The following is a 26,571-nucleotide window of genomic DNA, read 5'->3' as shown; positions in this document are numbered from 1 at the left end:
AAAGCCTGAGGTTTTTAATCCAGAGATCCGTTAACTTAATTTAAACTTATTTATTTGTGTATTTAAATTAATCGCAACTTGCGCGAGTTCACTAGACGAAGACGAAATTTGTGCGGTTTGCGACTTCGACTGCATACTGGCATCTTGAATACCAGTTAAGCGTTCAGCTATATCTTCGGTTACTTGTGCTTGTTGCTCGGATGCAGCTGCAATGGTTCGGTTTGCATCTGAAATTAAGCGCACTTGGGTGCTTATTTCTTTGAGCATTGAGCCCACTTTTTCTGAGTTTGATACTGCGTCTTTAACCCGCGTATCACTGCTACGGATCCGTTCGGTTACAGCGTTACTTGCAGACTGTAAGCTATTGATTTTTTGTTGTATCTCAACTGTTGAGCTTTGTGTTCTGCTCGCTAATGTCCTTACCTCGTCGGCAACGACGGCAAAACCTCGACCTTGTTCGCCAGCTCGTGCGGCCTCAATTGCAGCATTAAGTGCTAATAGATTAGTTTGTTCAGCAATATTGCTGATCACATTTAAGATCACCGCTACTTCGTTAACTGAAGATTCGAGATCATTTAAATCATTAATTGACTCGGTTAATATTTCAGCAACCGATTCGACAGAATGAATACTCTGATTAACGACATCGATCCCTGCTTGTGTTTTAGCATCTGCATCTCCTGCGTTTTGAGCCGCTTCAGAGCAGTTTTTTGATACTTCTTTGACGGCGGTGGAGTTTTCATATACTGAACTTGAGATCACCTCAATTGCTTGACTCTGCTCGTCATTAAGCAGTCTTGCCTGCTGTGCAATAGAATCTAGCTCGTTGGCAGCAATTTGGGCTTGTTGGGATTGCGAGTTAATTTCTGACAGTAAGGTAGATAGTTTATCGATCATAATATTAAAACTGGCTGATAACTCTGCAATTTCATCTTTACCGGAGTGAGCAATTTTATGCGTTAGATCACCATTGGCGATTCGTTGTGCTTCATTGACTAATAGCGTGGTTGTCTTTATTACGCGCTTCTCAAGCTGTAAGTAGCATAAAATTAAAATAGTGATTATAACTAATACCATCACAATACTAATAAGGCTTAAATTAGCAACACGATTGTTATTATTCATTACTTCTTGCAAGCTGCTGTTTTCTACCGCAGCTAAAAATTCTTGCACCGGTGTCTGTATTTTAGCTACTTCATCCATATATCCCTTATCGGTTAGCAGTCCTATTGCCTGTACCCACTGTTTTGATTCGCTCGTATTTAATAATGATGGTGATTGCCCAGCAAAACTACTTACCAATTGAAAAGCTTGTTCTTCAGTGCTGACTAACTGCAAAGAGAGCGAGTTAGATTTATTTAGCAAAGCAAGTTCTTGTTCATTCACATTAAATTCTTTTAAGCGATCAATATAAGATTTTTTACGACCGTCTAACCAGGGTTCAGTCCCTTCAATTTGATTTACAAGTTCATAGTATTGTTTTTTATAGCTAGGTTGAAGGGTTACAACATATTGTCGGGCGAGTTCTGTTAGCTTGATTGAGTTGGAGGCAGACAGCTTAGCAAAATGACTTAGTTGATAGCGTTGCTGAGCAGATTGTTGACTATCAGATAATCCTGTTTTTAACAGTAATATGATAATGAGTAGCCCTGCTGCAATTGTGATTGCTAGAGCAAAAACAGTTCTTAGCATTAATCTTATTGTCAAAATTGCCTCTGATGCGATTTAATAATAATGCTAAATAACTATAGAATATAATTTCAATTAACTAAAGAATTCATGAATTTTATTTATTATTGGATACGCATTAAACTAGTGAGCAGATTGCAAGAGTATGATAAAAGTGACAACAACATTGACAAGCCTCAAAGCATTGAGGCGTTGTTTTGCGTGAATAATATTTTGTAGCTTATAGTCGGTCGGCTGGATAAATAACACCAAGTTGCTGTCTTGCTTTATCAAGTACAGCCATCACATTGATACTTAGTTGATGGGTATTGATAGGTGATTCGAGTTGTCCTGCGTTGGCAATTGTAATGAAATGGGCAACTTCGTGGCGCATAAAGTGTTCATCAAATGGCTGTGATAATTCTTCAACACTGCCATCATTAGCAATAAATTGTATCTGTTTTAATAACGAAACGGCTTCAATTCTGATACGGCCCAGCTCACCTTGGATTTCTGTAAAATTATCACCTTGAGATATTTTTGAATAACTGATCACTGCTTGCTTATCACTATAATTTAGTAATACATCACCAGCACCATCTACCCCTGTTTCAAGTAATACTCCACTGGCTTTTACCGTGTTTGGTGCACCCCAAAGTGCAATCAAGATATATAGCGGATAAACCCCTAAATCGACGAGCGCACCATTAGCGAATGCTGGCAAAAAGGTGTTAGGGCGCTCACCATTTTTGTATTTATCATAGCGTGATGAATATTGACTATACTGACCTATGTATTTACGTGGCGTCCCAATTTTGGCAATGGCTTGTTGTAAAACGGCAAAGTTAGGCAAGTGAGTGGTCATCATCGCTTCCATATAAAGGCGATTATTTTGTTTTGCTGCGTCCACTATCGCGGCTAATTCTTGGCTATTTGCTGCTGCAGGTTTTTCACCTAACACGTGTTTTCCTGCATTTAAACAGGCCACAGCATAGCTTTTATGCAAACTATTGGGGGCTGCGATATATACAGCGTCTACACTGTCGTCGCTGCATACTTGCTCAATAGTCGTAAATACTTTTGCATTTTTTATAGCGTGCTTAGCTAAAAATGCATGACCGCTTTGCTCGGCTCGCGAACATACGCCATATAATGAAAACTCACTGACTGTTTTAGCCGCTGCAAGTAAAGTATCGCTAATAAAATTAGTGCCGACTATCACAAAATTCATGGTCACTCCTGATTGTTGAATTGTGCAAGCCAAGCTTGCCAGTCTGCCTCAAAGCCTAACATTTGTTGGTGCTTTTTAGCTAATAGGTGTTTTTGTTTATCTTCACTGGCTTGAAATGGACCTACTCGGCACAGCGAACAGCTATCAACTGCTAAGTAGTTTGGTATAGTTAATCGATTATGGAGTTCAGTCGTTTCTTTGGGGCTGAATACATAAGTGGTGCCACTGGTGTCTTTTACGTGTTTGTCACGATCAACATTACGGATTTTATAGCCAGGGAAAGGACTGATATCAAATGGCATTTGGCCGATATAGCGTGATGCTAAGCCATAATTTAAGCTGCCTTCAATATTCCACTCACGATATGGTTTAACATCTTTTGAGGTGATGTAGCACAACATTGGGCCATTGTTATCAAGAGCATAGCTGGTGGCATATTTAATATATTGGTGTAGCAAAGCCCGGTTGAGGGTGTTCATACTGGTTGTTTGGGTGTTTTCACGATAAGCACTCTCCCCGACAAAAGCAGGAATAAGCGGAAATTGAAAAATCACCACATCAAATAGCTCGCCATTTAAGCGTTGCCAGGCTTGTGGGTCAGTCACATCAAAACTATCAAGTACCGTAATGTGATGATCTCGCAGTGCATTTAGTGCGTTATCAGCATATTTGAAGGTAATCGTGGCTGCACTATCATAGGTAGAAGCAACTAACTTGGCCGGCTTTAGATCAGTAGATAAAGCATGAGAAAACGATAAGTCGCCATCGCCAACGGTAAGGATCCGCCAATTAGGATTTAAATACATTAATTCAATTATTCTAGTGGTGTGTTTTTAGCATCATGATCAATTAAACGTAAAAACGCTAAGCGAGTCTTTAGTCCTTCAATCGCGATTTGTTTGATAATTAAATTAAACGTGATTAATACTGCAAACGCAATATGAATAGGGCCATGAGTAAAGCCTGCGTCTGGATCGAAGAGCATTAAGCCAAACAGTAAAAAGAGTACCACGAGTGCAATTTCAAGCCATTGATTAGAATAAAACGATAATCGGCCTTCACTCTTATGATCTTTCTTGATTTGAATAGCACAAAAAAAAGGGATCACTTTAATTTTGAAATGAGCGCTTTTCTCAACATAGTTTTCACCGAGTTGATCAAGCTGTTGGCGCAATTGGTCTATCATTTTAGTTCCTCAAAAAGCAGTGCACGGATGGTACATTAATCCGTTTTAAAGGGCGAGCTAGTTAGGGTATAAACTAATGCCTATTACTAATATATGGCAAACAAACACCACTGAGGTTAATACAAAGCGCATTTTTTGATAATCAGCATGGTAGCTTTGCCATTGCGGGCTGGTTTTTTCAAATAGTAATACCAGCCAAAAACTAACCGCTAACCAAGCCAAGGTTATGTGTTGTGGTAAAAAAGCTAAAAAGCCAAGCGGTAAAATCGGTAGTATAGCCTTAATAGCATCTCGATAACTCTGTTGTCCAGCGTGCCATAAGTTACCACTCATAAAAGCCAAAATCGCAATACTATAAAAAGTAAAAAACTGCATATTAAAGTTATTACTACCGACTAATAACGGCCAACCGACACACGCTAAAAAGGGCAATAAGCCTAAATAGCCTAACTGGATATGATTGATGAATTTATTCATGGCTTACCCCAAAATTAACTAAAAATACGTATTCGCGATATTTTTCAGTGAGCATTGTAACATTAGACGCAAAAAAAGCTTTAGCCCTATCTGTCCAGATGACAATGACCACTTCAGTCAATAAAATCGATTGAATTAATCTAAACAATCAATTTTATTAATTTTTATTTACACCTTATTGTATTACTCAAGCCAACGCAGCAACCTGCGTTGTTTACACTTTAAATAAACAAGTGAGGAATACTATGAGCACTTCATTAATTAACACTAAATTACAACCTTTCAATGCAACGGCTTACCACAATGGTGATTTTGTTGAACTATCAGAACAAGATGTTTTAGGTAAGTGGTCTATTTTCTTTTTCTACCCAGCTGATTTTACCTTTGTATGTCCTACGGAACTGGGGGATGTTGCAGATCACTATGCGCAATTACAAGAAATGGGTGTAGAGGTTTACTCAGTATCGACTGATACTCACTTTACTCACAAAGCATGGCACGATACATCAGACACTATTGGTAAAATTACTTACCCTATGATCGGTGACCCAACAGGACGTATTACACGTAACTTTGGTGTAATGATCGAAGACGAAGGCCTAGCACTTCGCGGTACGTTTGTAATGAACCCTGAGGGCGAAATCAAAATCATTGAAACACATGATTTAGGTATTGGCCGTAGTGCCAAAGAACTAGTACGTAAAGTACAAGCGGCACAATACATTGCGACTCATGATGGTGAAGTATGTCCGGCTTCTTGGCAGCCAGGTGAAGATACACTTGCTCCTTCTTTAGATTTAGTTGGCAAAATCTAATTCGCCAAGCGTAGCTACATTAAGCGCGGCTTAAGTCGCGCTTAAAATCACGTTACCCATTACACAATTTTTAAGCACATTAGTTTTATACAAAACAAGAGTGTGATGGGTTTATTTTTGCTGAAAACAAGGGCGGAGCCATGTTAGACAACAATATTAAAAATCAATTAAAAAGCCATTTTGAATCGCTTACTCAACCGGTTGAGCTGCTTATCGCCTTGGATGACAGCAAAAAATCAACAGAACTTGAAAATTTAGCTCACGATTTAGCATCGTTAAGCGATAAATTTACAGTATCGAACAACCCTGATATTGACGCTCGCACTCCTTCTATGGTTGTTTATTCAGCAATAAAAAATACCCATATCACTTTTGCAGGTGTACCAATGGGACATGAATTCACAAGTTTAGTGTTAGCCTTATTACACAGCGGCGGCCACGCAAGCAAAGCGAAGGCTGAAGACATTGAACAAATACAATCACTGGATCAAGCGCTTAATTTTGAAATTTACATTAGCTTAAGCTGTCAAACGTGCCCGCAGGTTGTACAGGCACTCAATACCATGGCAGCTACCAATAGCCAAATTAAAGCCACTATGATTGATGGTGCATTATTTCAAGATGAAGTAGAGCAGCGAAATATACTTGCAGTACCCGCGGTGTACTTAAATGGCCAGCCCTTTAGCCAAGGTGCGATGAGCTTAACTGATATTTTAAATAAAGTTGATAGTAAAGGGGCAGAGCGCCAAGCCGCTTCTCTCAATGAAAAATCACAATTTGATGTGCTTGTCGTAGGTGGTGGTCCTGCTGGTGCATCTGCAGCAATTTATTCAGCACGTAAGGGCTTAAATACAGGCATTGTTGCTGACCGGTTTGGTGGACAAGTAGCTGATACGCTTGCAATCGAAAATTTTATATCTATTAAAGCAACCGAGGGGCCTAAGCTCGTAGCTCAGCTTGAAGAGCATGTTAAAGAGTACGATGTAGATGTCATGCATAATCAACGAGCTGTTGGTCTCAGTTATAAAAATGGTTATGAAATCACGCTTGAAAACGGAGCTGTGCTCAGTACTAAATCGTTAGTACTGGCAACGGGCGCTCGCTGGCGTGAAATGAACGTAGCTGGTGAACAACAATACCGTGGTCATGGTGTAGCGTATTGTCCACATTGTGATGGACCGTTATTTAAAGGCAAACCTGTTGCCGTTATTGGTGGTGGTAATTCGGGCATTGAAGCAGCAATTGATTTAGCTAATATTGTTGAGCACGTTACGGTACTTGAATTTGCAGATACGTTACGCGCCGATGAAGTGCTTATTCGTAAAGCGAAAAGCTTAAAAAATATTACTATTATTAAGAATGCTCAGACTACAGAAGTACTCGGTGATGGTAAAAAAGTGACGGGCTTAAGCTATACTGATCGCATCTCAGGTGAGAACAAACAGTTAAACTTAGCAGGTATCTTTGTACAAATAGGCTTAATACCTAACACTGAATGGTTAAAAGACAGTAATGTTGAACTCAGTCAGTTTGGCGAAATAATAATAGATGCAAAAGGAGCGACATCTTTAGCTGGAGTATATGCTGCGGGAGATGCAACGACCACACCATTTAAGCAAATCATCATTGCGATGGGCAGTGGTGCAACAGCAAGCCTAGGGGCATTTGATTACTTAATTCGTCAAACACCTAGTGAAGAGCAACGCGTAGCATAAATCAAATTATAGTCTCTTGATATAACAGCTCCCACCCATAGCTGTTTGTTCACCCAAGCCGCCCTCTCCAAAGGCGGCTTTTTTGTATAAAAAATTGTGCTAGTATTTAGACTTATTTTTTAAAGAGTTTTAGCATGTATCAAGGAAGTTGTTTGTGTAACAAGGTCACAGTGCAAATTGATGGCCCGATCCAGAGCATTATTCATTGCCACTGCTCGTTGTGTCGTAAAGCCAGTGGTACTGCATTTGCAACCAATGGATTTATCTCTCGTGTTGACTTTAAAGTAATCAAAGGCAATGAGTGGTTAAGCAGCTTTGAATTTAAACTAGGGCGTATCCGCTATTTTTGTAGTGCATGCGGTAGCCCAATTTACAGTGAAAACCTTGATGATATAAGCAGACTAAGGTTGCGTCTGGGTATACTCGATAGTGATATTACAGAGCGTCCTATGAGCCATAACTTTGTTAGCTCAAAAGCGAATTGGGAGCAAATAAATGCTGATATCCCTCACTATGATGGTTTTGAACCGACACGCTAAGGTCGTTGGCTGATAGTGTTTTTATAATAAGTAAACTGGCAAAAAGCCTGTGCCGCAACTCTCTGTTGCTTTTAAAGCAGTTGTTTCCCAGCACTTGTTCATTGGTATTGAGCCGCGGTTATAAATTGTTCAAAACTTTCACACCACACAATCACAGTATTAAAGCGTGCAATATTAATATCGGCTGGCACTTTAATTATAAAACCATCGAATGTATTTACGCTTGCAACCCTTGTCATTGTACCTTTATATGCTAAAAAATCGGCTTCATTATCAATAAAGCGATTAGCTAGATAAAGTTGGTAATCTGGGCCTGGGCTCAAGGTGCCATCAAAAGAGATCATTGCATTGGTTAATCTGACTTGGCCGTTACCATAATGCAAAGCATCGGAGCCTGCGAGATCAGCTTTGAATTCACCACTATAAAGTGCTTGCTGAGCATGTGTGGCTAGCTCAAGTTTGCTGGGGGATGGTGGGGCCGTTAAAATTGGCAGTGTGTATAACCCTGCAACAAAGCCAACACAAAATATCATCAGATAAACGACTACCTGCCACAATTTACGCATCATAATAAGACCTTATCCATGAGAGTATTCAGTATATTGGGCAAAACAAGCGGATGCCTTCATCTATAGTTATAAGCTAGCTTACAAAATCGGATTGGGCGAGTTCAATCTTCATTTAAGTATTTACTTTATTAGGGTGCTTGACCCTATTGTGAACTGACTTAGTTGTTAGCTCGCAATAAGTAATGTGAGCTATGGTGTCGCTAATTTAGGTGAAAAACTTTTCTCGATGATAATGCGAGATCTCGTTGTTTTTCACCAAAAAATTGTTGATAAAGCTGCTCAAACTTACCGTTTTGTTGAAGTTTTAGTAACCCTGCCTCTAACTCCATTAGTAAAGCATCGTTTTGTTTATGAGTGTAAAAATAATAATGACTCGGGTATTGCAACATGATCGTTGGTTCAATCATTAAGTTTTGATGCTGCAGTTTAGTCACCTCAGCGGCAATAGCTGATACCGAGCGAGGAAAATAATCTGCCAAACCTGTCTCGAGTGCTCTAGTCATGCCTTTATAATCTAGCTCACCATTAACAGTGAAGCCATTGCGGATAAGTACATCATAATCAGACCAACTCTGCTTTTGTAATGCTATTAAAGGCTTCAGCTGTGCTGAAGTTGATATTTCAGCAAAGCGCGGTTGTTGATTTTTATTAATTATTAGTAATCGCTTGCCGTGTAAACCTTGGTAAATTGACAATGAGGTATGATGTAAATCTGGGTAGCTATTAGCAGGGAGCGATAGCCAAGCTAAATTAATACTGCTTGCTTTTGACAACTCTTCCACCACGCGTTTTTTATTCATTGGTCTAATGGAGTATATAAAATTAACCTGTTTTCCTTGCTCAGCAAAGGCGAGCGTTAACAGCGCATGAATATAGTGATTACGAGGGGTATCTGTTGTGCTGGGGCTGGCTAAATGAAGATTAACGATTGCTTCATTTGCGTGTACAAAGCTAGTAAACGCCAAAGGCAATAACAATAACCAGAGCACGCCAAAATTATACAATTTCATCATTGAGCTATAACTTAAAATTTTATGACTCTAGTATAGCAAAATTATAATACCTTATTGTTGCAAAAAATATTATAAAAACGTAGAGGCTTTTGAATTACGTATTATACTTGTAAATATTAAAGATGTAGCTTTGGAATACTATGTTAAATAATTATTTGGTCCGTTCCCGTTTAATCGTACTCGCTCTTTTACCTGTTGTAATATTTACGATTACTGCCATATTTTCAATTAGTACTATGGGAGGGTTAGTCAAAGGAATTGACAGTTTATATGAAAACCGTGTCGTACCATTGAAACAGATAAAAACAGTGTCAGATAACTACGCAGTTAATATTGTTGATTTACTTCATAAATTTAGAGCTGGGACTATAAGCCAAAATGATTTATTAGCGGCAGTACAGCAGTCTCAAAATACAGCCGATAAAGAATGGAATACTTACCTTAGTACAGACTTAACCAGTGAAGAAAAAAGCTTAGTAAATACTGTTGAACAAAAACTTAAGCCAGTTCAAGCGCACCTCAAAAATTTGTTGAATAAAATACGCAATGGGGATTTCCAGTCACTCTCTCAACAGCAGTTTGTTACTGATCTATATGATGTATTCGATCCGTTAAGTGCGAGCTATCAAGCTTTAATAGAGCTGCAATTAAACGAAGCGAATCACTTTAAAAAACAAGCCGACGAAAACTTTGCGTTAGTAAGTCTAGTGATGAAATTATCAGTAGCACTGTTGATTTTTTTGCTGTTAGTCATTGCTTATTTTATTTATCGTTCAATTCAAAATCCATTGATGGCGCTGCGCGATACCATTACGCAAATTGCAAATAATGCTGACTTGCGAATACGAGCCAATGTACTTGGTGAAGATGAAATTGCAGATACTGCGCGAAACTTTAATAATATGTTGTCACGTATACATACTTTAGTAACCGATGTATCTGGGGCGACGTTAACTTTATCTTCTGCGGCAGAAGAAATGAACTCAATTAGTGAGCAAGTGGCCTCAACAGCCACAGAGCAAGAGCAACAGTCTACAATGATTGCGACAGCCATTACGCAAATGAGTAGTGCGATTGAACAAGTGGCACAAAATGCGATGGCCACATCAGAAAAAGCCACTAATGCAGATAGTAAAGCACAACAAGGGCAGCAAGCCGTTGCTGATAATATTAGCTCAATCCAAACGTTATCTAAGTTAGTAAATACAAATACACAATTAATAAACGATCTTAATACACAAACAAATGATATAAATCAGGTTGTAATGATGATCCAAGGCGTTGCAGAGCAAACTAACTTACTAGCTTTAAATGCTGCGATTGAAGCCGCAAGAGCAGGGGATTCTGGTCGTGGTTTTGCTGTTGTTGCCGATGAAGTAAGGCAGCTTGCTCATAATACCCAAAAAGCCACAGCGAGCATTAATGAAATGATCAGCAAGCTACAAGGTATGGCTCAACAAGCTGTTGTTGCTATGGGCAACGCTGAAAGTAGTGCACAAGAAAGTGTTGATCATGCAGAATATTCATCACAAGTTTTAACTGAAATAAATCAAGAGGTAACCGAAATTGCCGATATGAACACGCAAGTGTCAACAGCCACTGAAGAGCAAAAAATGGTGGCCAATGAATTAAGTAGTAACATCAACGAGTTTAGTTCTAGTATTGCATCAGTGAGTGAAAGTTCACAGCAAAACGCACAAGCATCACAGGAGTTGGCGTTACTCGCAAGTATGTTACAACAACAAGTAAATGAGTTTAAAATATAACACTGTAATGATTGTACCTTGTTATTAATAGAGTACGAATGACAAGGTACAGTCTAAATTTATTCGTTTTCACAAGGTTTGGTTCGCGCAGTTTTGTGACAACATCAGCAAAAACAATAAGCTGCCACACACTTTTTTATAAATAAAATCATTGTTCTATAGCTGTATGCTTTGCAAATGTTGCTGTGCAGCTACAATCCCCATTTGGTAACCATCGCTGAGCTTTTGATAGTTTTTAGTGGTGCGGCCAACGTTAAAGTCAGCAGGTGGTGCGATGATATTTATTTTACAGTCTGCAGGTGGATTATGAATAAACGCAATACTGGCATTATAGTTATCAGCACGAGCTAAAGATGCACTGGCAAGTGCCGGGTGGTTTTTATAAATGCGGCGTGTAAACCATGGGGCCTTACTGGTTTTTTTACGATATCCAAGTGGTTGTGATAAAACTACCGTGATTTCTTCAGCCCCCATTTGATAGGCTTTTCGGATCGGAATTGAATCAGCCACACCGCCATCGGTCATGGCAATACCATCTATGACTGGGTAATCTCGATAAGCAATAGGAATCGCACAGGAGGCTTTTAACTGCTGCTCCATTTGCTCTGCTGTCGCTTTTAAATACTGCGCTGATGCTGTGTCTATATCGGTAGCGACAATATAAAATTCACAGTTCTGTGTTGCAAATGTGCCAAGATCTAAACGAATATCAGCCATGGTGGTTTGCCATAACCAATCTAAGTCAAATAAATGCCCACCACGGATAAAGCGCGCTAAATTAATAAACTCGGGTCGGCATGAATAATCAGTGATCACTTTATGATTACGTTTAGCTTGTTGGCATAAATAAGCCGCAATATTCGTTGCCCCAGCAGAAACACCAAAGCAGCGATTAAATGGTTGGTGTTGTGCCCCTAAGAACGCATCAAGTACGCCGGTGGCAAATATGCCGCGCATTGCACCACCTTCTACAACAAGGGTGTGTTTGTTGTTGCTCACCAAATTTTCTCCTTTAACTACTAACATTCGAGTTAATCACTTTGCAGTGCTTCAATAGGATCAAGCTGTGACGCTTTGATCGCGGGGTATACACCAAAAATAAGGCCGACTAACGCACAAATACTAAACGATAGCACGATGGCGGTCATTGACCACGATACCGCCCACTGCGAATACATAGAGATAATTTCAGACAAGCCAATACCAAATACCACACCCAGTAAGCCACCTAAAATAGAAATGGTAAAGCTCTCGGCAATAAATTGTATCCGAATGTCTTTTTGTGTTGCACCAATAGCACGCAGTAAGCCAATTTCTTTAGTGCGTTCAAGCACCGTCGCCAACATGATATTCATAATACCGATACCGCCAACCAAGAGTGAAATGCCTGCCACGCAGGACATCACAATATTAAATATTTGCTGGGTTTGTTTTTGCTGGGCTAATAACGCGGCAGGAATAACTAATTCAAAATCATCAATATCACTGTGGCGATTTTGCAGTAAATGTTCCAGTGCTTGTGCGGCAACAATTGGATCAACCGATTTATCAATGGCTAGTTTCAAGCTGCTGACTTCACTATCAAGTAAGCCACTTTCAAAGCGGTGTAATGCAGTACTAAGTGGAATAAATACTTGGTTTTGTTCGTTACCAAGTTTGACTCCTTGAAATTCTTTTTTCTTTAAATAAGGCGCTTGTAAAATACCGACTACTTTAAACCATAAGTGGTTAATTTTTATTTGTTGACCGAGTGCGTCACCTAACGGAAATAGTTGCTTGGCAGTATTTGCGCCAAGCATTGCCACTTGAGCAAACCGTTGTTGATCGTTTTTATTTAATATACGCCCAGCAAATAGTTGAAAATGTGACAGCTGAAAATAATTAGCGCTTACACCTACGGCATTGGCGTCGCTGTTATTGTATTGGCTAAAAATATGATACGTCTCGATGGTTTTTTGTGCGGCAAAATCGGTAACAAAAGGCAGCGAGTCGTGGGCAACTTGGGCATCACGCAGGCTTAAACCGGCCGAGTGCTTACGTTGCTCTTTGAGTTCTTTTTCATCGAACTCTTTGCCATTAACAATCAAATTATATAACCCCATAGAGTCAATCATTTTCATGGCTTCACGTTCAGCACCTTCACCAATATTGAGCATAGCAATGACGGCACCGACACCAAATATCATCCCTAATAAAGTCAGTAAAGTACGTAACTTATGCTGTGCAAGCTCTAAGGCGGTGTCGATAAATAAAGTTAAATATTTCATCAGATGTCCTTTATATCAATGAGTGAGATCACATCATTAGCAGCTAAACCTGCGAGGATCTCTACATGACTAAGGTTATGTTTGCCTAATAAAACGGTCTTTTTGACAAATTCGCCAGCTTCTTCAACATAAACATAATGCGCATTTTGTTCGGTAAAAACACTTTGTTTGGGTACCACTAAACGCTCACTTTGCGGTGTCACTAAAATAGTCGCATTGAGTTTTAAACCCGGGTGTAAAGCGTTATTTTGCTGATTTATCGTTGCTTTTAGCTCGTAAAATTTTTGTGGATCGCCGCGTTTTATTGATTTAGGAAACGGCGATACCGCGATTAACTCGCCGCTAAATTGCTGCTCAGGCAATGCAATAAGTTTGAATGTAAGTGACTGACCTACGGATAAATCGATTGCTTCACGTTCAGACACATATAACATCAACTGCATTTGGCTAACATCAGGCAGTGCTGCTATTTTTTGACCAGGCCATAAGGATTCACCCGCTCGCGGTTTTTCGCCGCGCCAATTAGTACTATGGGTTAATAAGCCATCGTGAGGGGCGATGATCTCAAGCAATGATAGGTTAGTGTTCAACGTTGCTAATTTTTGTTTGTATTGGTCTTCTTTCATTTTTAATAACATCAACTCTCCGGTGGCACTTTGCTCAAAACGGCCAGTTTGCCAGTCGTAGTAGTTATGTTTTGCATTTAAAAACTCAACATTTTGTTGTGACTCTAAAATATCTAATTTAGAGCGAATGCGTTCATCTTCAATTGAGTAATCTTCGGCAAATTGCTTTTCTTCATTAACCAATACAATATCGTGCTCTAAAATAGTCTTATCTTTATCTATTTCTCCTGATTTTTGTGCTAAATCTTGCGCAGCTAAAGCCGCTTGGTTGGTGTTCTTTTGGCTTTGCCGACGCATTTGTTCGCCATCAAAACGAGCAATGACCTGACCTTTTTTAACTTGGCTATATTCTGGCATTAACCACGCTAAAGTTTGTGGCCCACGGCTTGATGCTGGCGCAACAATTAGGGTTTCATTTGCTGCTATCAAATGCCCTTTGGCTTCAACCTCAGTTTTAAAACTGTGTTCACTAACCGTATAAGTGAGCGCGTTTTGAATTTCATGTTCTTCTGAACAACCGCTGATAAATAAAGCCGTAACGATTAAGCTAAGTGCAAAGCTCGTTTTCATAATTTTACCTCGTCGCCTAGTTGTAGGCCGCTTTTAACTACGGCGAGATTATCGGTAAAGTGACTTATCTCTATAAATTGTTTGTTATTTTCAGTGGTTGTAACATAGGGACCTTGTTGATCATATTGCAAACTGGTTAAAGGAATACTTAATACTTGAGGTAGGCGAGCGGTGGTGATCTCTAAGCGCGCAGTAAGTCCTGGGCGAATAACACTGGTGTCAATATTATCAATACTAACAATGGCATCCACAATCCGACGCTTATCTTGATATGACTTTTCTCTAAATACACGACCCAAACTCTTTATTTTCCCTGACACAACTAGTTCGCTACTGCCATCAATGGTTATTTTAACGGTTTGCCCTGGGGCAATTTTACCGCTGTCGGGTTCATCGATTTGTGCTTTTACTTGCATATTTTTAAGTACAGCAAGCTCAATAACAGGCTGACCAAATTGCACACTTTCACCAATGGATGACTTTTCACCTTCATAATTGGTTTTATAAATTACCAGCCCATCAATTGGGGCTTTTACCTTAAGACGTTCAATATCTTGTAAATACCCGTCTACCTCACTTTGCAGCCGTGCAACTTTGCTTTGCACCATTTTTAAGTTTAGTTCTTTGCTCTGTTGCTGAAACGTTTGCTTACTTTTAGCAAGCGTTAGATCGTTGTTTGCAATAGTAAAATCAATTTGTGACTTTTTACGTTCAACTTCAGAACGAGATTGATCAACAATCTCTGCTTTGCGTTTAGCTTTATCGTAGTTCATTTTCATTTCGGCAACGCTGAGGGTCAGTTCTTGCTCTTTGATAAGCTCTTTATTTTGCGCATTTTCGAGTTGTTTTTTTGCTCGCTCTAATGAAGATTGTTTGTCGATTAGCTTATCGCGAACTTGTTTGTCGTCAAACGATACCACCACTTGGCCTTTTTTAACTTGGGTGTTCTCCGCTAGCATAGTCTTAATTTGGTATTGCCACATACGGGCAACTGACGGCGGGGCAATGATCGCACTGGTTGATGACTCTAGTTCGCCATTGGCATTAACCGTGATAGCAATATCACTCTTTTTCACTAGATAATGTTGTTGCTCATCGTCATTACATGCAGTTAATAGCAACATACTCAATATTATGCATAAAACGTTATGATTCATCAGAGTCTTCTCCGATTGTTAATTTTGCACTCATGCCCGGTAACAGTTTTAAATTCTGAGCGTTAAAGTTAAAGCGAGTTCTAAAGTAGGCATCTTTGCCCCACTGAAGGCGTTCTTCTGGCTGAGTTGAAATTTCGCTTAAAGTCGCATTGAGCGGCTGTTGTAAATAGGCGTCAAATAACAATTGCGCTTGTTGGCCAAGTTGTAAATGTTGATAATCAATTTCGTGTACCCAGGCTTCAATGTAGAGTTCACTCATGGCCGGTATTTCGACAATTTTCCAGCCTGGTTGGGCTGTCATACCAACAAATGCTTTTTCGCCATTCCACGGGTGGTTTGCATATAAAACGGGCCCTGTACGCTGTGCCTTAATGCTCATACTTGCCAGTTGCGTTTTATTGTATGCAAGGTCTGTTTTTAGTTGTTCAATAGTCAGTAGCTGCTTATTGCGCGCAACGGTATTTTCAGTTTTAACTTGGCTGAGTTCTTCGGATGATTTTTGTTTATTGATCAGGGCTTTTTCAAGTTCGAGCTGATTTTTTTGATAATCATAGGTACTTAAGTTAGCGTGTGGAATAGCAGCATCAATACGGGCACGCGCTAGTAAAAGCTCAGTGCGCTTAAAGTTAAACTCAGCTTCTATTTGTTTTTCTTGATTGCTAGTGGTGATCCTAAGCAGCTCTTCTTCGGCGGCCTCCAAACTTACTTCATCTTGTTCAATTTCAGTGGCAATTGAGCCGCTATCAAACACCACAACAACATCATCTTGTTGCGCTATTTCGCCTTCTTTCATCATCCATTGCACTTGTACTCGCCAATTGTCTGATTTTGGAGCATAAAAAATTTGCTTATCGCTGGCTTTTAGCTCACCGCTGAGTAACAAACTTTGCGCATTGCTTGAGAAAGCTAAGCTGTAAAGTAATAATCCTAAACAGGCTTTGAAACATTGACTTTTTAACATCCGCTATCCTCTATGACTATGCCATCTTTCATCCGAATAATTCGCTTAGCATAAGCAGCAATATCTTCTTCATGGGTTACCATGACCAAAGTATGTCCTTGTTGGTGGAGTGAGCAAAGCAACTGCATAATTTCATGAGACGTTTTACTATCGAGGTTACCCGTTGGTTCATCAGCAAAAATGACTTTTGGCTCATTTACTAGTGCTCTGGCAATAGCAACTCGTTGCCGCTGACCACCGGACATTTCAAATGGTTTATGGTGTGCGCGATTTTGTAAGCCAACCTTATCCAGCATCGCCATAGCGCGCTCACTGGCTTGCTGTTTTGGGGTGTCAGTATAACGCAGTGGCAAAGCCACATTTTCTTGAGCACTAAGGCGAGTTAATAAGTGAAAGGTTTGAAATATAAAGCCAATTTTTTTATTGCGGATAGCTGACAAACTTTCGTCATCTATTTCTTTAATACTTTCACCAGAGAGCAAATAACTGCCTGAGGTTGGTGTATCGAGACACCCAAGGATATTCATTAAAGTCGACTTCCCTGAACCGGAAGCGCCCATCACGGCGACAAACTCACCTTCTTTAATATGTAATGAAACATTACTTAATGCAATGACTTGCGTTTCGCCTGCACCATAAGTACGGCAAAGATTTTCGACCCTGATCATACAGTTACTTTTGTTTTTATTATTATCTGATTGGTTAAACTAGCGAGTTTTATAGCGAGACACAAGTCCAAATCTAGTAGTTAAATATACGTCTATTTGCAGCCTTTAATTGTTTTAACATTTAAAGGCTAATTAAATCATCATCAGTTAACAATTGCGTGGTTTTATATTTCATTTATTGCGTTTTAGCTAAGAGTTGTGCGGGTTTAGCGAATATTTTTTGTTACAAAAAAGCCAAGTAATTCGATAAAAAACTACTTGGCTGGCTTTATGGTAAAATCATACAGCATATTCAGAGTGTTATACCCACATCTAGGTTAAATTGCTGCAACCCACATAACACCGACTTCTTTTTTTACCACTTTTACATGGGTGCCAGCACTTAGTGGTTGCTGGCTTTTTAGTTTCCAGCTCACTCCGGAATACGAGTAGGTACTAACACCTAACTCATCAACATCGCTAGTGAGCACAAAATCAAGCTCTGCAAAGTCACTTGTCACTTCTTTATTATCAACATTATCTTGCATGCGTTTTAGCGGTTTCCATAGTAAAACAGCGCATGCGGCGGTGATCAAGGTGTTACTCCAAAGTGCGGTGGTTAATGAGTCTTCTAACAGCGCGAAGTTCATCATTAATCCAGTTGCAAATAATGATATACCCAAAAACAACAATATAAAGGTCGACATTCCCAGCACTGCCACTTCAATTATCAGTGCCAGTACACCTAAGATCATCAGTGTTTGGGCTAAATTATTGGTAATGAACTCCATAGTTTGCTCCTTTACAGCTTAACCTTTTTGTTTGGTATTTAAGGTATTAATAATCGACATCGCTTGCGCTACCATAGAGCTGGCATCGGTGCCATTATCGGGTAATAAAACAACTGACGATTCCTTAGCAATGGCTTGTTTCGCGGCAATTGCTTTTGAGGCGAGGTCTAATTGAATGGCTTTTTGACCTTGCTCAGTATCAGCTGCTTCACCTACTTTACGTAGTGCATCAGCTTGTGCTTCGGCTACCGCAATAATGGCTTTAGCTTCACCTTCAGCACGCAGGATTTGCTCGGCTTTTTCTGCCTCAGCGGCTAGTACCTGCGCTTGTTTTTTACCTTCAGCGACATTGATATTAGCTTGACGATCACCTTCTGATTCTAAAATTTGTGCACGTTTAACACGTTCCGCTTTCATTTGGGCTTCCATCGCTTCCATTACTGATTGCGGTGGCACAATATCTTTAATTTCATAACGTAATACTTGAATACCCCAAGGATCTGCGGCTTGGTTAATTGCCGCAACAATATTAGTATTTAGTACATCACGTTCTTCAAAGGTTTTATCCAGCTCCATTTTACCAAGCTCTGAACGCATCGTTGTTTGCGATAATTGCGTAACGGCAAACACATAATCATCAACACCATAAGTGGCTTTGTATGGGTCCATAACACGGAAATACAATACACCATCAACAATCAATGAAATATTATCTTTGGTAATGGCAGATTGCGACGGCACATCTTGAGCTTGCTCTTTTAAGCTACGATCAGCGGCAATACGATCAACAAACGGCACAATAAAGTTTAGGCCTGCTTCTTTAGTTGATTGATACTTACCAAAACGTTCAATGAGCCACGCACGGTTTTGTGGCACAAATTTAACACTGCTTTTTAGCAGTACTAAAACAAAAATGAGTAAAAACGCCTCAACAGTGAATAACATGTTGAGAACTTGCGTGATCGGGTCCATAGATACTCTCCTTTAATAGTGGCCAATATGGCGTGTCACATATTTAATTTATATACTTATAAACGTGACTAACCCTACATTACCATTGAGCTGTAAGCCCAGCTAGTGAAAAATCGTGACAAAGTATGTGGGTAAGTTAATTACGATTGCATATTATGGTCATGTTTTTTGAAGATGCACACAGAAAGCATGTTTAATTTTTGATTTAAGGCAAATCGTTCAGGCAGAAAAGGAAGTCTGTTTGTGAGCATCTCAGTTAATTTAAGATTAGCAAACTCAAAGTGAATACCTTAGATGGTTAAACTCACCTCTATGTAATGATAAAACCCGCGCCACGTTTAGCCCAAAACAACGTACACATTTTTTCAAACAATGTAAATATGTACTTTGTGCTGCTGATAATCCTTATCTAGATTTGTTCAGCGGTTCAACAGAACAAGTGCATCGCAAATTCTTTGCGTTTAGTGATTTAAAAGATAAACCTATTGATGGTAAGTTTGATTCTTATGGATTAAGTAAAGTTGCCACGATACCTTGGTTTTAACCCTTTATTTTTTCTCTTTAAAATTTTCCATAAAAACAATGGGTTATAACATATCGTTTTTGATAAGGTAAAATAGTAATATTTAACCTAATGGCTTGTTGTAACTTATTTTTATGCTGATATTCTATAGTTTACTGCCGCACAGGCAGCTTAGGTGATGAGTGACCGAAACGAAGTTTCGCAGCGCGAAGAAGTGAGGTCATGGATGACCGATGTGACCAAGCTCCATGGACGGATTCAAACGCCGATGTTAATTTAACAACAGTTCACTGCCGCACAGGCAGCTTAGAAATCATAGCAATGATCCTTTATAAAAATCATCTGGTTCACTGCCGCACAGGCAGTTTAGAAATTTCATAATTTGCAGCTCTGCGCCATTATCACGTTCACTGCCGCACAGGCAGCTTAGGTGACGAGGGACCGAAACGACATATCTAATAAAGAGTGCAGCGCGAAGAAGTGAGGTCATGGCAGATTTTTGTTCCCGACAAAATCTAAGCACCTAAATCCATTTAGGCAATGACCGATGTGACCAAGCTCCATGGACGGATTCAAACGCCGATGTTAATTTGAAGTATTGTGTATTGTCGCGCCAGCAAGCTTAGCGCCTACGGTGGATAATATTGAAAATAGTGTTGTATATTTGTGCCCCAGCAAGCTTAGCGCCTACGGTGGATAATATTGAAAATGGTGTTGTATATTTGTGCGCCAGCAAGCTTAGCGCCTACGATTGATAATATTGAAAATGGTGTTGTATATTTGTGCGCCAGCAAGCTTAGCGCCTACGACACAGGCAGCTTAGGTGGCGAGGCAGTGAAACGATTTTTTTGATCACTATTCGGCGCTAAAGCGCTCTTCTACAAGCCACACCACTGATGTTACGGCGACGATATGCTTAACGTGCTAAGCATGAGCTACAAATTATTTCATGGTTTCTCATTTACCCTCATTGTCTGTTTTTTGTGCAAAAAATCGTTAAGTTCTAGGTAAATGACTAGGGTCTGTTGACCTTTCAAGGTTGAATTTGCAGCAGTCTGTTTGGTATTTAGGCAAGGCAGAGCCTATGTGGTGTGGTTATTCCCCATAAATAGGCGATAACGCAGCATCAATGCCAAACAGGCGCTGCCCGAAGGGTTCTGCCCAGGGGCAATTAACTCTTTGTTGCTCGGCTTTTACTTAGCCCACTAGGTTACAAACCTCGCGCCGCGATTAAATTGCCCCTAGTTTGAACAAATATTAATCCGCAAAGGTGCACAGACCCTAGGCGCTCTGCATATTGGAAGCCTGATTAGCTGTTTTTAGCGAGTTCGGGCGATTTCTGATTGCTATTTATATTACATTTTGAGATATTATTTATAATATAATATTAACAGGAAATAGTAACAGATGACTCTTCCCAGTTCTCAATCTGCAAATGCAATTCGCATGCTTGCTGTCGATGCCGTTCAAAAAGCTAATTCAGGTCACCCAGGTGCACCAATGGGGATGGCCGATATTGCTGCTGTTCTTTGGCAAAACTTTCACCGCCACAATCCATTAAATCCTGATTGGCCTAACCGCGACCGTTTTGTGTTGTCAAACGGCCATGGCTCTATGTTGCAGTACGCATTACTACATTTAAGTGGTTATGATGTCAGTATTGAAGACATTAAACAGTTTCGCCAACTGCATTCTAAAACGCCGGGTCACCCAGAGTATGGTTATACACCGGGGGTTGAAACAACTACAGGGCCACTTGGTGCTGGTATTGCCAATGCTGTTGGTATGGCAATTGCTGAAAAAACCTTAGCTGGACAATTTAATAAACCACACTTTGATATTGTAGATCACTTCACTTACTGCTTTTTAGGTGATGGTTGTTTGATGGAAGGTATCTCTCATGAAGCATGTTCATTAGCAGGTACATTAAAGTTAGGTAAACTCATCGCTTTTTGGGATGACAATGGCATCTCAATTGATGGCGAAGTAGAAGGCTGGTTTACTGACGATACCCCAAAACGCTTTGAATCATACGGTTGGCAGGTTATTAGTGGCGTTGATGGTCACGATATGGCCGCGATTGCCAGTGCTATTGAAGCTGCGCAAGCTAACCCAGATCAGCCAACGCTTATCTGTTGTAAAACGGTGATTGGTTTTGGTTCGCCCAATAAATCGGGTAGTCATGATTGTCACGGTTCACCACTGGGTAATGATGAAATTGCAGCGGTTCGTGAGCAACTAAATTGGCCACATCCAGCGTTTGAAATTCCTCAAGATGTATACAATGAGTGGAATGGCCAAGCCAAAGGCCAAGATTTAGAAAGCGCATGGCAACAAACCTTTGCCGCTTACAGCAAAGCACACCCAGAGCTGAGTAAAGAATTTAACCGCCGTGTAACGGCTAAATCATTACCGAGCAACTTTGCAGAAATTGCTGATCAGTACATTGCCAAGTGCCAAGAAGATATGCAAAACATCGCAACCCGTAAATCATCACAAAATGCCATTACCTTCTTTGCTGAGCATTTGCCTGAACTTATGGGAGGCTCCGCTGATTTAGCCGGTTCCAACTTAACTTTATGGCCTGACGCGAAAGGCTTGCAAGATGATGCTGCCGGTAACTATGTATTTTATGGCGTACGCGAGTTTGGCATGAGCGCGATAATGAATGGTATTGCGCTGCATGGCGGCTTTATCCCATTTGGTGCAACTTTCTTAATGTTTATGGAATACGCGCGTAATGCTGTGCGTATGGCGGCATTAATGAAAGCACACAGTATTTTTGTGTATACCCATGATTCAATTGGTCAAGGTGAAGATGGCCCGACCCATCAGCCAATTGAACAAACTGCTAATTTGCGTATGACGCCAAATATGTCGACTTGGCGCCCATGTGATGAAGTTGAAACAGCGGTTGCATGGAGTCAGGCTTTAATCAAAGAAGCTGGCCCAAGTGCATTGATCTTTAGCCGCCAAGGCACTAAAGCAATGCCGCGCACTAAAGAGCAACTAGCGAATGTTGCTAAAGGTGGCTATATCTTAGTTGATAGCGAGCACACACCTGAGCTGATCATTATTGCTACTGGTTCTGAAGTTGAGTTAGCGGTAAATGCAGCAGCTGCTCTAACCGCACAGGGTAAACAGGTTCGTGTTGTATCTATGCCATGTACCAATCAGTTTGACTTGCAAGATAAAGCCTATCGCCAGAGTGTATTACCTGTTGGTATTGCTAAAATTGCGGTAGAAGCTGCGCATAGCGATTTTTGGTATAAATATGTTGGCCAAGATGGCGATGTACTAGGTATGACTACCTTTGGTGAGTCAGCGCCAGGACCAGTTCTACTTGAATACTTTGGCTTTACTGTGAGTAACCTTGTTGCTAAGGCTAATGCGTTACTAGACGCTTAATTGTTTTGAACTTGGGTTAAAAATTTACCTGAACAAAAAGCCCGCTGATTTAATTAAATCAGCGGGCTTTTTTATTTGCAGAATTGATTTTATATAACGACTGAAGCTTAGATCAGCTCAGCTAGAATGGCTTCTAGTTTTTCTTGGTCAATTGCAAATTGGCGAATACCTTGGCTTAGTTTTTCTGTAGCCATGGCATCTTGATTCATTTCCCAGCGAAATGCTTGCTCAGTCATAGGCGTTGGCGGGGCAACTGTTTCAGTGGTAGGAGCTAGTTGACGCGCTAATGGGGCATCTGTTGCGGCAAGTTCTGATAGCAGCCCTGGGCTGATAGTTAATCTATCACAACCTGCCAGTAATTGGATTTCGCTGATGTTTCTAAAGCTTGCACCCATAACGATGGTTTTATAATCGTGCTTTTTGAAGAAGTTATAAATATGTGCAACAGACTGTACGCCTGGATCATTAGCGCCGCTAAAATCGCTATCAGTTTGGTTTGCTTTATACCAATCAAGAATACGACCAACAAAAGGCGAGATTAAATAAGCACCTGCTTCAGCACACGCACGAGCTTGAGCAAATGCAAACACCAACGTTAGGTTACAGCGAATACCTTGTTGCTCGAGTACTTTTGCTGCTTGAATACCTTCCCATGTAGACGCCACTTTGATCAGTACGCGCGAGGTATCAATATCTTGCTCTTTATAGAGCGCAACAAGCTCAAGGGCTTTATCAATAGTTGCTTGAGTGTCAAACGATAAGCGCGCATCTACTTCGGTAGACACTAACCCTGGCACTTGAGCCATTAAATTTGCACCAATTAGTACCGACAGTTTGTCAGCAGCTTTGCTGATCACCTGTGCATTGTCACTTGTTTGTTGCTTAGCCCAAGCAACGGCTTCAACAGCCAGTGGGCGGTATTTTTCAATTTTAATCGCATTGAGCAATAACGATGGATTGGTAGTGGCATCTTGCGGCTTATATTGATCGATCGCTTCAAAATCACCTGTATCAGCAACCACAGTGGTCATGGTTTTTAATTGTTCTAATTGGCTAGACATAGACATCCTATTTTCATCATACAAAATAAATTAACGGCTTTTAGCATTGCTTATGACATGGTTTAAGCCCTTTATTAGTGCAAAACATTAGTTTAAAGGGCACAGGTGTCACGAATATTTCAGAATAAATCTGTTAATAATATTTTTATAATACCTTTACAACCCGTCATTATTGATATTATCATACAAATAACGGTAATGACTAACATTGTTAGTATCCAATTAGTGAAAGGTATTTATGTCTCGTTATACATTGGGCTTAGATTATGGCTCTGATTCAGTAAGAGCACTGCTTGTTGATGTAACCACAGGTAAAGAGCTGGCTAGCCATTTAGTGAATTATCCGCGTTGGGCGCAAGGTTTATATTGCGATCCAAGTAAAGATCAATTTCGCCAGCATCCACAAGACTACATCGACAGCTTGATTGAGGTCGTCAATGGTCTATGGCAACAAGTACCTGCGGGAACTGCGGATAAAGTAATAGGTATGAGCTTTGATACCACAGGCTCAACGCCAGTGGCGATTAATAACCAAGGTACGCCTTTAGCGCTGACTGAAGAATTTGCTGAAAACCCTAATGCGATGTTCATTCTTTGGAAAGACCATACGTCGATTAAAGAAGCGAATGAGATCACCAAAGCCGCGACCAATAACGAGGTTAATTATCTTTCACACATGGGCGGCATCTATTCATCAGAATGGTACTGGGCTAAAGCATTACATATTTTTAGAGATGATGCGGCTGTAAAAGCGGCAACTTACTCGTGGGTTGAGCATTGTGATTGGATGACGGCATTGATGTGTGGCACCACTCACCCAGAAGTATTAACACTGGGACGCTGTGCAACGGGCCACAAACAAATGTGGAATGAGCAATGGGGTGGTTTCCCACCGAATAGTTTCTTCAGCAATATTGACCCATTATTAGATGGTGTGGTTGATACGCTTAATGCAGCAACCCAACCAAGTGACCAAGTCGCTGGTAAATTAACAGCGCAATGGGCTGATAAACTTGGTTTATCACAGAATGTAGTTGTAGGTTACGGTGCGTTTGACTGTCACATGGGGGCAGTTGCTGCCAATGTGCGTCCAGGTGTTTTAACTAAAGTAATGGGTACTTCAACTTGTGATATTACTGTTACTTCAAAACAGCAACTTGGCGATACCTGTGTTAAAGGTATCTGTGGTCAAGTAGATGGCTCAGTGATCCCAGGCATGATTGGCCTTGAAGCGGGGCAATCTGCGTTTGGCGATTTATACGCATGGTTTAAAAACCTAATGCTGTGGCCAACTCGCCAGTTAGCAAATTTAAACGACGTTGAACAAAGCTTGATCAATAAAATTGAAGACTCAATTTTAGTTGATTTATCAAAAGCTGCCAGTGCGTTACCGGTTAAAAATACTGATGTAACAGCACTTGACTGGGTCAACGGTCGTCGCACACCTGATGCAGATCAAAGCGTAGCAATGGCCATGACGGGCATGAAAATGGGCACTGACGCGCCGCAGTTCTTTAAAGCATTAGTTGAGGCGACGGCCTTTGGCGCTCGTGCGATCACTGAACGCTTTCAAAATGAAGGCGTACCGATTGATTCAGTAGTGGTAATTGGCGGCATTTCAAAAAAATCAGATTACGTAATGCAAACCTGTGCTGATGTATGGAATTGCCCAATTGACGTACTTGAAAGCGAGCAAAGCTGTGCGCTTGGTGCTGCAATTATGGCTGCTGTGGCAGCGGGTGAATTTGCAACAGTGGCGGATGCTCAGCAAGTTATGGCTTCTGCTGTATGTCATCAGTATTTACCTAACCCAGAGCGGGTTGCGGTTTATAACGAACTCTATGCTAACTATCAAGCGTTAGCACAGTATGTTGATGGAGCAAAAGCATGAGCTACACAGAATTAAAGCGCGAAGTATTCGAAGCAAATATGGAATTACAACGTCGTGGTTTGGTGATTTATACCTTTGGTAATGTATCGCAAATCGACCGCGACAAAGGCGTGATTGCGATTAAACCAAGTGGTGTATCGTATGACCAAATGAAAGCAGAAGACATGGTGATTGTTGATTTAGAAAACAACATTGTTGAGGGCAGCATGCGCCCATCTTCAGACACCAAAACCCATATTCACTTATATCGTCATTTTAATGAGATCGGTGGCGTTACCCATACGCATTCAACGTATGCCACTGCATGGGCACAAGCAAAGCAGAGCATTCCTTGCTTTGGTACGACTCATGCTGATTATGTGCACGGTGACATTACCTGCACCCGTGAACTAACCGATGCGCAAGTAAATGGCGATTATGAGCTTGAGACCGGTATTCAAATTACTGATGCTTATAAAGACCGCGACCCAAAAGCAGCACCTATGGTGATTGTGGCAGGGCACGCACCGTTTACGTGGGGTAAAGATGCAGCGCAATCTGTGTATCACGCGGCGCTGCTAGAAGAAATTGCTCGCATGGCTTACTTAACTCGCACCTTAGATCAAAATGCCGGTGCACTTAAGAAGTCTGTGATGGATAAACATTATTTAAGAAAACACGGTAAAGATGCCTACTACGGCCAAAGTAACCGTGGCTAACAAGTACAAGAGGAATTTAT

General features: G+C 40.6%; 23 protein-coding genes and 1 pseudogene. 8 read left to right on the top strand and 16 right to left on the bottom strand.

The genetic code is table 11. The features are described 5' to 3' along the window. Positions 1-30: 30 nt before the first annotated feature. From H5180_RS00245 to H5180_RS00225, 5 genes are all read right to left on the bottom strand, one after another. The gene (locus H5180_RS00245) at positions 31-1,692 is read right to left on the bottom strand and encodes a methyl-accepting chemotaxis protein (RefSeq protein ID WP_182757408.1); all 1,662 of its coding nucleotides are present in this window, start codon (positions 1,690-1,692) and stop codon (positions 31-33) included. Positions 1,693-1,909: 217 nt separating this feature from the next. Continuing rightward, positions 1,910-2,899 carry a Gfo/Idh/MocA family protein gene (locus tag H5180_RS00240; protein ID WP_145234213.1) on the bottom strand — a complete coding sequence of 330 codons (990 nt, stop codon included), beginning with the start codon at positions 2,897-2,899 and terminating at the stop codon, positions 1,910-1,912. 2 nt (positions 2,900-2,901) lie between these two features. Then, positions 2,902-3,705, bottom strand: coding sequence for a class I SAM-dependent methyltransferase (locus H5180_RS00235; protein ID WP_145234211.1), 804 nt, complete (start codon positions 3,703-3,705; stop codon positions 2,902-2,904). A gap of 8 nt (positions 3,706-3,713) precedes the next feature. Beyond that, a complete protein-coding gene (locus tag H5180_RS00230) occupies positions 3,714-4,085 on the bottom strand; it encodes a hypothetical protein (protein WP_145234209.1) in 372 nt (123 codons plus the stop codon). Between the two features lie 57 nt (positions 4,086-4,142). Continuing rightward, the gene (locus H5180_RS00225; protein ID WP_149980032.1) at positions 4,143-4,562 is read right to left on the bottom strand and encodes a DUF3429 domain-containing protein; all 420 of its coding nucleotides are present in this window, start codon (positions 4,560-4,562) and stop codon (positions 4,143-4,145) included. Positions 4,563-4,807: 245 nt separating this feature from the next. Between H5180_RS00225 and ahpC the strand changes: the two genes are divergently transcribed. The 3 genes from ahpC to H5180_RS00210 all read left to right on the top strand — a co-directional run bounded on the left by ahpC (position 4,808) and on the right by H5180_RS00210 (position 7,631). After that, positions 4,808-5,377 carry an alkyl hydroperoxide reductase subunit C gene (gene ahpC, locus H5180_RS00220; RefSeq protein WP_182757407.1) on the top strand — a complete coding sequence of 190 codons (570 nt, stop codon included), beginning with the start codon at positions 4,808-4,810 and terminating at the stop codon, positions 5,375-5,377. A 140-nt stretch (positions 5,378-5,517) separates the two neighbouring features. Then, a complete protein-coding gene (gene ahpF / locus H5180_RS00215; RefSeq protein ID WP_182757406.1) occupies positions 5,518-7,092 on the top strand; it encodes an alkyl hydroperoxide reductase subunit F in 1,575 nt (524 codons plus the stop codon). A gap of 134 nt (positions 7,093-7,226) precedes the next feature. Next, positions 7,227-7,631, top strand: coding sequence for a GFA family protein (locus H5180_RS00210; RefSeq protein ID WP_182757405.1), 405 nt, complete (start codon positions 7,227-7,229; stop codon positions 7,629-7,631). 98 nt (positions 7,632-7,729) lie between these two features. On the opposite strand, the gene H5180_RS00205 is transcribed toward H5180_RS00210, so the two are convergent. Together H5180_RS00205 and H5180_RS00200 are read right to left on the bottom strand one after the other, a co-directional pair. Further along, entirely contained in the window at positions 7,730-8,200 is a 471-nt protein-coding gene (locus H5180_RS00205; protein WP_182757404.1) for a DM13 domain-containing protein, read from the bottom strand. A 200-nt stretch (positions 8,201-8,400) separates the two neighbouring features. Then, positions 8,401-9,213, bottom strand: coding sequence for a transporter substrate-binding domain-containing protein (locus tag H5180_RS00200; RefSeq protein WP_259399507.1), 813 nt, complete (start codon positions 9,211-9,213; stop codon positions 8,401-8,403). 140 nt (positions 9,214-9,353) lie between these two features. Here H5180_RS00200 and H5180_RS00195 point away from each other — a divergent pair, with 140 nt between their 5' ends. Beyond that, the gene (locus H5180_RS00195) at positions 9,354-10,979 is read left to right on the top strand and encodes a methyl-accepting chemotaxis protein (protein ID WP_182757403.1); all 1,626 of its coding nucleotides are present in this window, start codon (positions 9,354-9,356) and stop codon (positions 10,977-10,979) included. A 156-nt stretch (positions 10,980-11,135) separates the two neighbouring features. On the opposite strand, the gene H5180_RS00190 is transcribed toward H5180_RS00195, so the two are convergent. The 8 genes from H5180_RS00190 to H5180_RS00155 all read right to left on the bottom strand — a co-directional run bounded on the left by H5180_RS00190 (position 11,136) and on the right by H5180_RS00155 (position 18,970). After that, on the bottom strand, positions 11,136-11,981 hold the full coding sequence (locus H5180_RS00190; protein WP_259399506.1) for a patatin family protein: 846 nt from the start codon (positions 11,979-11,981) through the stop codon (positions 11,136-11,138). Positions 11,982-12,010: 29 nt separating this feature from the next. Further along, positions 12,011-13,246: an ABC transporter permease gene (locus tag H5180_RS00185; protein WP_145234192.1), complete on the bottom strand. Its 1,236-nt coding sequence runs from the start codon at positions 13,244-13,246 to the stop codon at positions 12,011-12,013. Next, positions 13,246-14,442, bottom strand: coding sequence for an efflux RND transporter periplasmic adaptor subunit (locus H5180_RS00180; protein ID WP_182757401.1), 1,197 nt, complete (start codon positions 14,440-14,442; stop codon positions 13,246-13,248). The genes H5180_RS00185 and H5180_RS00180 overlap by 1 nt, the downstream gene beginning before the upstream one ends. Continuing rightward, positions 14,439-15,599, bottom strand: coding sequence for an efflux RND transporter periplasmic adaptor subunit (locus H5180_RS00175; protein WP_182757400.1), 1,161 nt, complete (start codon positions 15,597-15,599; stop codon positions 14,439-14,441). The genes H5180_RS00180 and H5180_RS00175 overlap by 4 nt, the downstream gene beginning before the upstream one ends. Further along, positions 15,589-16,560: an efflux RND transporter periplasmic adaptor subunit gene (locus tag H5180_RS00170; RefSeq protein WP_182757399.1), complete on the bottom strand. Its 972-nt coding sequence runs from the start codon at positions 16,558-16,560 to the stop codon at positions 15,589-15,591. Before H5180_RS00170 ends, H5180_RS00175 begins: the two co-directional genes overlap by 11 nt. Beyond that, the gene (locus tag H5180_RS00165; RefSeq protein WP_145234184.1) at positions 16,554-17,228 is read right to left on the bottom strand and encodes an ABC transporter ATP-binding protein; all 675 of its coding nucleotides are present in this window, start codon (positions 17,226-17,228) and stop codon (positions 16,554-16,556) included. Before H5180_RS00165 ends, H5180_RS00170 begins: the two co-directional genes overlap by 7 nt. A gap of 317 nt (positions 17,229-17,545) precedes the next feature. After that, the gene (locus tag H5180_RS00160) at positions 17,546-17,998 is read right to left on the bottom strand and encodes an NfeD family protein (RefSeq protein WP_182757398.1); all 453 of its coding nucleotides are present in this window, start codon (positions 17,996-17,998) and stop codon (positions 17,546-17,548) included. Between the two features lie 18 nt (positions 17,999-18,016). After that, the gene (locus H5180_RS00155; RefSeq protein ID WP_145234179.1) at positions 18,017-18,970 is read right to left on the bottom strand and encodes a slipin family protein; all 954 of its coding nucleotides are present in this window, start codon (positions 18,968-18,970) and stop codon (positions 18,017-18,019) included. 397 nt (positions 18,971-19,367) lie between these two features. On the opposite strand from H5180_RS00155, the pseudogene cas6f reads away from it, so the two are divergent. Further along, positions 19,368-19,514: pseudogene (gene cas6f / locus H5180_RS00150) on the top strand (type I-F CRISPR-associated endoribonuclease Cas6/Csy4); the annotation flags it as partial. 1,386 nt (positions 19,515-20,900) lie between these two features. Continuing rightward, positions 20,901-22,901: a transketolase gene (gene tkt / locus H5180_RS00145; RefSeq protein ID WP_182757397.1), complete on the top strand. Its 2,001-nt coding sequence runs from the start codon at positions 20,901-20,903 to the stop codon at positions 22,899-22,901. Between the two features lie 107 nt (positions 22,902-23,008). Here the strand turns inward: tkt and tal are convergent, their stop codons facing one another. Beyond that, positions 23,009-23,962: a transaldolase gene (gene tal / locus H5180_RS00140; RefSeq protein WP_182757396.1), complete on the bottom strand. Its 954-nt coding sequence runs from the start codon at positions 23,960-23,962 to the stop codon at positions 23,009-23,011. 238 nt (positions 23,963-24,200) lie between these two features. On the opposite strand from tal, the gene H5180_RS00135 reads away from it, so the two are divergent. Both H5180_RS00135 and H5180_RS00130 read left to right on the top strand, forming a co-directional pair. Continuing rightward, on the top strand, positions 24,201-25,853 hold the full coding sequence (locus H5180_RS00135; protein ID WP_145234171.1) for a ribulokinase: 1,653 nt from the start codon (positions 24,201-24,203) through the stop codon (positions 25,851-25,853). Next, positions 25,850-26,551 (top strand): L-ribulose-5-phosphate 4-epimerase, encoded by a 702-nt coding sequence (locus H5180_RS00130; RefSeq protein WP_182757395.1) that lies wholly within the window; start codon positions 25,850-25,852, stop codon positions 26,549-26,551. The genes H5180_RS00135 and H5180_RS00130 overlap by 4 nt, the downstream gene beginning before the upstream one ends. The last annotated feature ends 20 nt before the right edge of the window (positions 26,552-26,571 follow it).

The organism is Pseudoalteromonas sp. SR41-4 (assembly GCF_014163985.1).
Classification (GTDB): domain Bacteria; phylum Pseudomonadota; class Gammaproteobacteria; order Enterobacterales; family Alteromonadaceae; genus Pseudoalteromonas; species Pseudoalteromonas rhizosphaerae.
This window is presented reverse-complemented; position numbering and strand designations above follow the sequence as displayed.